The following is a 3,240-nucleotide window of genomic DNA, read 5'->3' as shown; positions in this document are numbered from 1 at the left end:
GTACCGGGCTGAGAGGCGGTGTAAGTGAACTGTAGTTGCCATGTTTTACGGCAATGAGAGCAGAGATAGCGCTGATGTCCGGCAGTGCTTTTGCCGTTACGCACCACGCCTTCAGTAGCGGAGCAGGAAGGACATCTGATGGAAATGGAAGCCACGCAAGCACCTTAAAATCACCATCATACACTAAATCAGTAAGTTGGCAGCATTACCAGCGTGCTGTATTCCGGTTTTCCTTCGCCAAGACGAATATTGCCGTATTTACTGGTGGCTAAATAAATCACCAGTCCCATTGCCAGCAAAACCAATACCTGTACGGCGGAACCTAACGTACGCGTAACAAAAGTGTATATTGCGTTGGCCGCGTCGGCCGATTGTTGTGGGAAAAGGCTTAATGCAGCTGCGATGAAAAGAATGGCCACCAGGCTGATGCTTATCAGCGGCACATCTTTTTTCTTAACATTGCTCATCATGAGTCATCTCCTAGGCATAAAAGCCCGTCTCTGGCTTTTGCCAGTTGTAATTATTTGCAGGGTAATGAGTTGTATGTTGTGTTTAACAAATTGATTATTTGAATATTACATAAATTAAACAATTAAGAATACGGAAAGCCATAAAACACGAAACGGAAACAATAAAAGGTGAAATGACGCAGGTTATTTACTGCAAAGAACGAATAAAAAAACGCGTCAGTGACGCGGTTCAAATAAACTGGTTTGACCTTAACGCAAAATAATTTTGCAAATCGCGTCGGCAACCTGTGGCGTGGTGGCATTGCCTTTCATATCAGGTGTTTTCGGCCCGTGAGCAATCACTTCTTCAATTGCTGCCAGAATACCGTTATGCGCTTGCTGGAAACGCTCATCGCCATTGCCGAGAAAATCGAGCATCATTGCCCCGGCCCAAATCGTGGCGATAGGGTTAGCAATATTTTTCCCGTAGATATCCGGCGCGGAACCGTGGACAGGCTCGAAGAGCGACGGGAAAGTGCGTTCCGGATTCAGGTTGGCGGATGGGGCAATGCCAATGGTGCCGGTGCAGGCCGGGCCAAGATCGGAAAGGATATCGCCAAACAAATTGGACGCCACCACCACATCGAAGCGTTCCGGCTGCATCACAAAACGCGCGCAGAGAATATCAATATGCTGCTTGTCCCAGCGGATCTCCGGGTAATTCTCGGCCATTGCTTCCACTCGCTCATCCCAGTACGGCATGCTGATGGCTAAACCGTTCGATTTAGTGGCAGAAGTTAGCGTCTTACGTGGGCGGCTTTGCGCAAGTTCGAAGGCATAACGCAAAATGCGATCGACACCACGACGTGTAAATACCGATTCCTGAATGACGACTTCATGCTCTGTACCTTCATTCACTCTACCGCCGAGCGAGGAATATTCGCCTTCGGTGTTTTCCCTGACCACGTAAAAATCGATGTCGCCAGGCTGTTTTCCCGCCAGCGGGCAGGGAACGCCAGGAAAGAGACGAACCGGGCGCAGGTTGACGTACTGGTCGAATTCACGACGAAATTTCAGCAGCGAACCCCACAACGAAATATGGTCCGGAACGGTATCCGGCCAGCCGACGGCACCAAAATAGATGGCGTCGAAACGGCTAAGTTGCTCATGCCAGTCGTCCGGCATCATTTTACCGTGATGGCTGTAATACTCGCAGCTCGCCCACCCCATTTGCTCAAAACTCAAGTCGAAGCCCCAGCGCTCAGCGGCAGCCTGTAACACGCGAATCCCTTCAGGAAGGACTTCTTTACCAATCCCGTCTCCCGGGATCGCAGCAATACGCATCGTTTTCATCATTGGGTTCTCACTTCCTGACCATCAAAATTGACAACATCACCATCCTATAATTGACGGAAAAGGAATTAATCCCCGTAACTGGTGAAACATAAAACACGAATCATGAATAATTTACCGCTGCTGAATGATTTACGCGTCTTTATGCTGGTGGCTCGTCGGGCTGGTTTTGCCGCCGTGGCGGAAGAACTGGGCGTTTCACCGGCGTTCGTCAGCAAGCGCATCGCCTTGCTGGAGCAAACGCTAAACGTGGTGTTGTTACACCGCACCACCCGCCGCGTCACCATTACCGAAGAAGGAGAGCGGATTTATGAATGGGCGCAGCGGATTTTGCAGGATGTCGGTCAGATGATGGACGAACTTTCTGACGTGCGTCAGGTGCCACAGGGGATGCTGCGTATTATCAGCAGCTTTGGTTTTGGACGACAGGTGGTGGCTCCGGCGTTATCAGCGCTGGCGAAGGCGTATCCGCAACTGGAATTACGTTTTGATGTGGAAGACCGGCTGGTCGATTTGGTCAATGAAGGTGTCGATCTCGATATTCGCATTGGCGATGACATCGCCCCTAATTTAATCGCCCGCAAACTGGCGACCAATTACCGCATTCTCTGCGCGTCGCCGGAATTTATTGCGCAACATGGCGCGCCGAAACATTTAACCGATCTTTCTGCATTGCCGTGCTTGGTCATTAAAGAGCGCGATCATCCTTTTGGTGTCTGGCAATTACGCAATAAAGAAGGCCACCATGCGATTAAAGTCACCGGCCCACTGTCGTCTAATCATGGAGAAATTGTCCATCAGTGGTGTCTCGATGGGCAGGGGATTGCTCTGCGTTCCTAGTGGGATGTTAGCGAAAACATTGCCAGTGGTCATTTAGTGCAAGTGCTACCGGAATATTACCAGCCAGCGAACGTCTGGGCCGTTTATGTTTCAAGGCTGGCGACGTCAGCGAAAGTGCGGATAACGGTAGAATTTTTACGCCAGTATTTTGCCGAGCACTACCCGAATTTTTCACTGGAGCATGCCTGATTAATGATTCAATTATCGGGTTGATATCGGGTTAAAACCTGATTTTCTCCTTTCTAAGCCGCTACAGATTGGTTAGCATATTCACCTTTAATCGCGCATGATCGAAAGATAATTAAAGAGGTTAATGTGTTCGCTGAATACGGGGTTCTGAATTACTGGACCTATCTGGTTGGGGTAATGCCAGTCAGTTAAGCAACTGACTGGCTCTTTTTCGGGGCTGTGGGGTATTTCCAGGGCCTCTCCTTTACCACTCTCGGAAGGCCCTTCCCCTTCTCGTCGGTAATTTCACAAGTTGTCCCATACTTGCAAGATCGCGCATCAGCTCCGGTATACGTCCCGGTGAAGCGCCCTGCAATGTCATCAGCATTCTCATCACCATTCCGCATGATTCTGAGAAACTCAGTTGATT

The 3,240-nt window shown here is 49.6% G+C and carries 2 protein-coding genes and 3 pseudogenes; 1 reads left to right on the top strand and 4 read right to left on the bottom strand.

What is annotated here, in order from left to right; all coding sequences use genetic code 11:
• From BFF42_RS13265 to dmlA, 3 genes and pseudogenes are all read right to left on the bottom strand, one after another.
• The coding region (locus tag BFF42_RS13265; RefSeq protein ID WP_001348782.1) for an IS1 family transposase at positions 1 to 155 on the bottom strand (155 nt) is incomplete at its 3' end.
• 45 nt (positions 156 to 200) lie between these two features.
• Positions 201 to 470, bottom strand: a pseudogene (locus tag BFF42_RS13260) (BCCT family transporter); the annotation flags it as partial.
• A gap of 249 nt (positions 471 to 719) precedes the next feature.
• Positions 720 to 1,805, bottom strand: coding sequence for a multifunctional D-malate/3-isopropylmalate/tartarate dehydrogenase (gene dmlA / locus BFF42_RS13255; RefSeq protein WP_000978513.1), 1,086 nt, complete (start codon positions 1,803 to 1,805; stop codon positions 720 to 722).
• A gap of 102 nt (positions 1,806 to 1,907) precedes the next feature.
• On the opposite strand from dmlA, the pseudogene dmlR reads away from it, so the two are divergent.
• Positions 1,908 to 2,831 (top strand): annotated as a pseudogene (gene dmlR / locus BFF42_RS13250) (DNA-binding transcriptional regulator DmlR).
• A gap of 188 nt (positions 2,832 to 3,019) precedes the next feature.
• Here the strand turns inward: dmlR and BFF42_RS13245 are convergent.
• Positions 3,020 to 3,240, bottom strand: a pseudogene (locus tag BFF42_RS13245) (IS4 family transposase); the annotation flags it as partial.

This window comes from Shigella sp. FC1661, from assembly GCF_001712525.1.
Classification (GTDB): domain Bacteria; phylum Pseudomonadota; class Gammaproteobacteria; order Enterobacterales; family Enterobacteriaceae; genus Escherichia; species Escherichia coli.
Note: the sequence above shows the minus strand (reverse complement) of the source record. Positions and strands in the feature narration are given on the sequence as shown.

Excerpts from the sequence above, each read along its gene's own strand:
- dmlA (WP_000978513.1), bottom strand. The coding sequence starts at position 1,805 with ATGATGAAAACGATGCGTATTGCTGCGATCCCGGGAGACGGGATTGGT.